The sequence below is a fragment of the Pseudomonas sp. IT-93MI4 genome (assembly GCF_949767635.1).
Taxonomy (GTDB): Bacteria; Pseudomonadota; Gammaproteobacteria; order Pseudomonadales; family Pseudomonadaceae; genus Aquipseudomonas; species Aquipseudomonas putida_A.
The window spans coordinates 64,237-70,236 of record NZ_CATKPP010000012.1; the positions used below are offsets into that span (position 1 = coordinate 64,237).

Genomic DNA, 6,000 nt, shown 5'->3' on the forward strand with positions numbered 1-6,000 from the left:
AACCTCAGCGAAGGCCTGGAACATTTACGTTAGGGGAAGTTACAAACGCGAATATTGATCCAGGCCAGTGAAAGCGGTCGGATTGTTCAACGATTCGGTTGAAGAAGACGAATGGTGCACGCCAGAAAGCAAAAAGCCGCTTTCACCGTGAAGTGAAAGCGGCCGAGGCATGGGCCTCAATGGAGCATTGGAATCAGTGTACGAACAGGGCGATCAGGATGATGATCGGGATTGGCACACCGAGGAAAAACAGTAATAGAGAGCGCATGGTGATTCTCCTTGTTAACGGACTGGAGGCAGAGTGGTCGTGGTGGCGTAGGTCTCGACTTCAACGTACTCGACCGCATCCCGGCGACGACCGCCGAAGGTGGCGGCGAGACTGGCGAAGAACGCACCGGCCAGCAACGCGATGAACATCCACAGCGAGGTCCAGGCAGCAACTTTCGCAGCGGTGTCGGCAGCCTGTTGGGCTTTGACTTTGGCGTCGGCGATGGCCTTCTGAGTGCGGGCATACACTTCATCGACACGCTTCTCGGCGTCGGCCTGACTCAGATTGGTTCGTTGTGCGACCAGTTGCGCGAGGTAGGTACGGTCTTCCGGACTGAGTTGGCCGTTGGCCAGGCTCTGGGCGAAGATCCGCGCTACGGCGCCATGGGCGGCATCATCACTGACCGATGCTGGACGGTCATCGCGGAACAGATTGTCGATGTAGTAACCGTACTGATTGCTGTCAGTGTTGGCCGCTGCGCTACCGGCAGCCTGAGTCGCGGCTGCCGCTGCGCCACCGGCGACACTGGCACCGGCCTGCACACCGCCACTGATCACACTGCTGACCGAGCCGACTACCAATACTGCGGTGACCAGCGTGGCCACACACCAGGCGAGGAAGCCATGGGCAGTATCACGAAAATACACTTCATCCCCGTGCATGTTGGCCCACTTCACCCGCAGCCGACCGGCGATGTAGCCACCCAGACCGGAGGCGATGATTTGCGTCGCCGCCAGCCAGACAATCGTCGAAATTCCCAGACCCTTGGCGCTGATGCCCTCCCCGGCCCAAGGTGAAACGGCAGAGAATCCCAAACCGAAGCCAAGCAGCACTAAAATCATCGACAGTGCTGCGGCCGCCGCTGCGCCCGCGAAAATCGCGCCCCAGGACACGCCTGACACGTTGCTCGACTCTCCTTCGAAGGCAGGATAAAACCCATCAGAGGATCTATTCATTGTTGTAGTGCTCCAGGCATGAAAAATGGTGTTACAACTCGTCACGAGATGAATTGCAGCGACCGTGCCAGTCGAGAGCACGAAATAAATCTTTCAATTTCAACGATTTAAAAAGACTGAACTTCTACATTCATTGCAATTTGCAACAATGGACGGAAAGCAGCGGGTTTTATGCATTGACGCCAACGCCGCGAAGCGCCCCGAATTGACGTTTGTGACAGGCTATACATGAAAGTTAATTTAAAGCGCGACGCAAAATACTTGGCAAAATGCAGCCATTCCGTTTGAACCGATCAAGGCCTGCCCTATGACGCGTATTTTGACCATCGAAGACGACGCCGTGACTGCCCGTGAAATCGTCGCCGAACTCAGCAGCCACGGCCTGCAAGTGGATTGGGTCGACAATGGCCGCGAAGGCCTCGACCGCGCCGTCAGCGGCAACTACGACCTGATCACCCTCGACCGCATGCTGCCGGAACTCGATGGCCTGGCGATCGTCACCACCCTGCGCACCATGGGCGTGGCCACGCCGATTCTGATGATCAGCGCCCTCTCCGATGTCGATGAGCGCGTGCGCGGCTTGCGCGCCGGCGGCGATGATTACCTGACCAAACCGTTCGCCACCGATGAGATGGCCGCACGTGTGGAAGTGCTGCTGCGCCGCCAGAACAGCGTTGCCACTCAGGCCACCACGTTGCAGGTCGCCGACCTCGAACTGGATTTGATCAGCCACGAAGCACGCCGCGCCGGGCAGGTCCTGACGCTGCTGCCCACCGAATACAAGCTGCTGGAATTTCTCATGCGCAACAGCGGGCAGATCCTGTCGCGGATGATGATTTTCGAAGAAGTCTGGGGCTATCATTTCGACCCGGGCACCAACCTGATCGACGTACACATCGGTCGTCTGCGCAAGAAGATCGACGCGGCGGGCAATGTTCCGCTGATTCGCACGGTACGGGGCTCGGGTTATGTCATTGCCGAACCCGTCTGACGGCTGGCGCTCCTCCAGCAGCCGCTTGCTGGCGCTGTACAGTTCGCTGTTCGTGGCCTGGAGCGCGATCCTCATGGGGGTCATGTATTTCGAGGTCTCCAGCTATCTCGATAACCTCGCCAAGCATTCGTTGATGCAACGTCAGCATCTGTTTTCGCACTTTCGCGGGGAACAGCTGGAAGAAGCACTCGCCGCCAGCATGACCTTTGACATCCGCGGCATCGACGCCTATGGCCTGTTCGACGCCCAGGGCGTTTACCTCGGCGGTGCCTTGCAGCAACTGCCCGAAGGCCTGCCGCTGGATGGCAAGATCCACACCCTGGATGACTGCGCCGATTCCGATGACCCGACCCTGCCCGCCGACAGCTGCGACGCGGTGGCGACTCAGACCCGCGACGGTCGCTGGCTGGTGTTGTTGCGCGATAACGGTTCGTTGTTCGCGGTCACGCGGATCATTCTGCACGCGTTGTTCTGGGGGGTATCACTGACGATTCTGCCGGGGATTGCCGGTTGGCATTTGCTGCGCCGCCGACCAATGCGCCGCATCCGCGCGATTCAAGACAGCGCCCAGGCGATTGTCGCCGGCGACCTGACCCACCGTTTGCCGCTGTCCAACCGCCGCGACGAACTGGACATGCTCGCCGCCATCGTCAACGCCATGCTCGATCGCATCGAACGGCTGATGCATGAAGTCAAAGGTGTGTGCGACAACATCGCCCACGATTTGCGCACGCCGCTGACGCGTTTGCGCGCGCAGTTGTATCGCATGCAACAGCAGGCTGGTGAGGGTTCGCAGGAAGCGGCGCAACTGGATCTGGTGCTGGCCGAGGCCGATACGCTGATGGCGCGGTTTCGCGGGTTGCTGCGGATTTCCGAGCTGGAAGACCGTCAGCGGCGCTCAGGTTTTGTCGAGCTCGATCCGGTGCAATTGCTCGAAGAACTGCATGAGTTTTACCTGCCGCTGGCCGAGGAAGGCGAGCTGCTGTTCGTGCTGAACATGCCGGAAACCCTGCCGCCGCTCAATGGCGACCGAGCGTTGCTGTTCGAGGCGCTGGCGAATCTGTTGAGCAACTCGATCAAGTTCACCCCGGCAGGCGGTACGGTGATTTTGCGCGGAGTGAATGACGGTGGGCATACGCGGATCGAAGTCCACGACTCCGGCCCCGGGATTCCCGAAGCCGAGCGTGAGGCGGTGTTCCAGCGTTTCTATCGTGCCGAGGGCGGGCAACCGCAGAGCGGCTTTGGCCTGGGCTTGTCGATTGTCGCGGCGATTGTCAGCCTGCATGGCTTCAATCTTGAGGTGGGCAGCAGTGAGCTGGGGGGCGCGAAGCTGGTGCTGGATTGTCGGCAGAGTTTGATCTCGCAGTCCTGAGAATCACCGCGCTGCATTGTAGGAGTGAGCCTGCTCGCGATATCGGTGGGTCAGCCAACATAATTGTTGAATGATCGACCGCTATCGCGAGCAGGCTCACTCCTACAAGGGTTTTTGTGGCGTTCAATCAGGCTGGATAGTTGGCCCGCAGCGCCTCAAGGCCACCCTGATAGATACCGTTGAACAGCGCCACCACTTCCCCATCGCTCACGCCCTTGGCGTTGAAGCGTCCCGACCACGTCACTCGAGCGCCCTGCCCCTGAGCTTCAACCTTGATCGTCGCCAGATAGTCAGTCGCCGGGAACGGTGCCTGTTCGATCGAGTAGCTGTAGGTCCTGGCAGCGTTGTCGAACGCTTGCAGACGCTCGATCACCACCGCGCCGTCGGCGGTTTGCAGGGTGCGCACGCGTCCGCCTTCGCTCAGTTCACTCTTGGGAATCAACGGCAGCCAGTCCGGCAGCGTGTTGAAGCCGCCGATCAATTGCCAGACCTGATCGGCCGAAGCCGGGATGTCGATGGTTGCTGATGCAGTTGCCATAAATAAACGTTTCTCCAGAGTCTTCGCGGTTCAGATCGCCATACTGTCGACTACACCGCCATCCACGCGCAAGGCCGCGCCAGTGGTGGCGGAGGAAAACGGCGAAGCGATGTACGTAACCAGATGCGCCACCTCGGCAACATCGGCCACCCGCTGGATGATCGACGTCGGCCGCGCTCTGCGCACAAACGCATCAGCCTCTTCACGCAGATTACGGCCGGACTCGGCCGCAGCATCCTTGAGCATGTGTTCCACGCCACCGGTAAACGTCGGCCCCGGCAGGATCGCATTGACCGTCACACCGGTGCCCGCCAGACGCTTGGCCAGGCCATGGGACACCGCAAGGTTAGCGCTTTTGGTCACGCCGTAATTAAGCATGTCGGCCGGGGTCGCCACACCGGATTCCGAGGACAGGAAAATCACCCGTCCCCAGCCCTGCTCGACCATCGCCGGCACGTAATGCCGCGACAGGCGCACGCCGGAAATCACGTTGACCTCGTAGAAACGCGTCCACTCGCTGTCCGGGGTGTCGAAGAAATCCACGGCGTCGAAAATGCCGAGGTTGTTCACCAGAATGTCTGCGCGCGGTTCAGCGGCGAACAGTTTTTCCGCACCTTCGGCAGTGCCCAGGTCGGCCGTCAGACCGCGAAGTTGCGCACCCGGCACCTGCTGGCGAATGCTCGCCAGCGCTTGCTCGACCTTGGCCGTTTCACGCCCGATCACCACAACCGTGGCTCCGGCCTCGGCCAGTGACTGACTGATGCCCAGACCAATGCCACCCGTGCTGCCGCTGACGATGGCCAGTTTTCCACTCAAGTCGATTTTCATGGGTTCACCTCTTTGATGGGCAATACACGGACAAATAGAAGGAATGGATCAGCGTAGACGCGATGTTGGCCGGATGAAGGCGTTGCCGACCAAAGACTGGTCACGACCGATCCGACGCCTACGCGAGCAAGCCCGCTCCCACTAGGGATTGTCGGTGGATGGAGGCTCTCGGGCTGGCCCGGATCAAGGATGGGAGTGGGCTTGCTCACGACGGGGCCGGGACATCCGGCTTCAAGGTGACTGATCCGGGACCTACGCGGGTTCAGCGGCGTCCTACACTGAAAGGATCAGCCGCTTTTCAAGAGATGATCATGAAAATGTCTGCGCAAATGACCGTGGTTGCGGTGCTCGCCACCCTCGCCTACCTGGGCCTGGCGGTGTGGGGCATTGGTGGGCCGGCGGTGTTCTTTTCGCATGGGGCGCTGGTGCTGGTGGCGCTGGCCACGGTGCTGATGGTGGTGGCGTCGCTGTTCACCGACGTGAACATGAGTTCGGGCGAGCGCGAGGACCGCGCCAATCGCTGGGTGATTCCGGCGTTCGGCGTGATCGGTCTGGTCAGCGGTTTTCTCCCGGCGTACTGCGATCGCATCGACTTCTGGACCTTCGGCGCTGAAGGCGTGCGCTGGCTCGGCGCCTTGCTGTTTATCGTCGGTGGCACGCTGCGGCTGTGGCCGGTGTTTGTGCTGGGCCGTCGGTTCAGCGGCCTGGTGGCGATTCAGCCGGGGCATCGGCTGGTCACCGACGGCATTTACACACGCCTGCGCAATCCGAGCTATCTGGGATTGGTGGTCAACGCCGTGGGCTGGGCGCTGGCGTTTCGTTCCAGTGTCGGGTTGATTCTGGCGGCGCTGACGCTGATTCCACTGATCGCACGTATTCACTCGGAAGAGGCGCTGCTGCGCGGGCAGTTTGGTGCTGAGTACGAGGCTTATTGCGCGCGCAGCTGGCGATTGTTGCCGGGGGTTTACTGACGCCATCACCAGCAGACTGAACCGGCTCCTGCAGTGTTGGATAGCGGGCAACATTTACGGCCCGACATTGATCGAA

At 60.4% G+C, this 6,000-nt stretch carries 6 protein-coding genes; 3 read left to right on the forward strand and 3 right to left on the reverse strand.

What is annotated here, in order from left to right; genetic code table 11:
• Nucleotides 1-282 precede the first annotated feature (282 nt).
• Nucleotides 283-1,224: a hypothetical protein gene (locus ACM6I7_RS11035; RefSeq protein ID WP_027613238.1), complete on the reverse strand. Its 942-nt coding sequence runs from the start codon at nucleotides 1,222-1,224 to the stop codon at nucleotides 283-285.
• 307 nt (nucleotides 1,225-1,531) lie between these two features.
• Between ACM6I7_RS11035 and ACM6I7_RS11040 the strand changes: the two genes are divergently transcribed.
• Both ACM6I7_RS11040 and ACM6I7_RS11045 read left to right on the forward strand, forming a co-directional pair.
• Nucleotides 1,532-2,215, forward strand: a complete 684-nt coding sequence (locus tag ACM6I7_RS11040) for a response regulator transcription factor (protein WP_027613239.1) — start codon at nucleotides 1,532-1,534, stop codon at nucleotides 2,213-2,215.
• Nucleotides 2,193-3,587 (forward strand): sensor histidine kinase, encoded by a 1,395-nt coding sequence (locus ACM6I7_RS11045; protein ID WP_064587057.1) that lies wholly within the window; start codon nucleotides 2,193-2,195, stop codon nucleotides 3,585-3,587. Before ACM6I7_RS11040 ends, ACM6I7_RS11045 begins: the two co-directional genes overlap by 23 nt.
• 127 nt (nucleotides 3,588-3,714) lie before the next feature.
• Here ACM6I7_RS11045 and ACM6I7_RS11050 read toward each other — a convergent pair whose 3' ends face one another.
• A complete protein-coding gene (locus ACM6I7_RS11050) occupies nucleotides 3,715-4,125 on the reverse strand; it encodes an SRPBCC family protein (RefSeq protein WP_414888561.1) in 411 nt (136 codons plus the stop codon).
• Nucleotides 4,126-4,155: 30 nt separating this feature from the next.
• On the reverse strand, nucleotides 4,156-4,953 hold the full coding sequence (locus ACM6I7_RS11055; protein WP_027613242.1) for an SDR family NAD(P)-dependent oxidoreductase: 798 nt from the start codon (nucleotides 4,951-4,953) through the stop codon (nucleotides 4,156-4,158).
• A gap of 311 nt (nucleotides 4,954-5,264) precedes the next feature.
• Here ACM6I7_RS11055 and ACM6I7_RS11060 point away from each other — a divergent pair, with 311 nt between their 5' ends.
• Nucleotides 5,265-5,924, forward strand: a complete 660-nt coding sequence (locus ACM6I7_RS11060) for a methyltransferase family protein (RefSeq protein ID WP_096795888.1) — start codon at nucleotides 5,265-5,267, stop codon at nucleotides 5,922-5,924.
• Nucleotides 5,925-6,000 lie beyond the last annotated feature (76 nt).

Coding starts and splice junctions, on each gene's coding strand:
- ACM6I7_RS11035 (WP_027613238.1), bottom strand. CDS start 1,224: ATGAATAGATCCTCTGATGGGTTTTATCCTGCCTTCGAAGGAGAGTCG.
- ACM6I7_RS11040 (WP_027613239.1), top strand. CDS start 1,532: ATGACGCGTATTTTGACCATCGAAGACGACGCCGTGACTGCCCGTGAA.
- ACM6I7_RS11045 (WP_064587057.1), top strand. CDS start 2,193: ATGTCATTGCCGAACCCGTCTGACGGCTGGCGCTCCTCCAGCAGCCGC.
- ACM6I7_RS11050 (WP_414888561.1), bottom strand. CDS start 4,125: ATGGCAACTGCATCAGCAACCATCGACATCCCGGCTTCGGCCGATCAG.
- ACM6I7_RS11055 (WP_027613242.1), bottom strand. CDS start 4,953: ATGAAAATCGACTTGAGTGGAAAACTGGCCATCGTCAGCGGCAGCACG.
- ACM6I7_RS11060 (WP_096795888.1), top strand. CDS start 5,265: ATGAAAATGTCTGCGCAAATGACCGTGGTTGCGGTGCTCGCCACCCTC.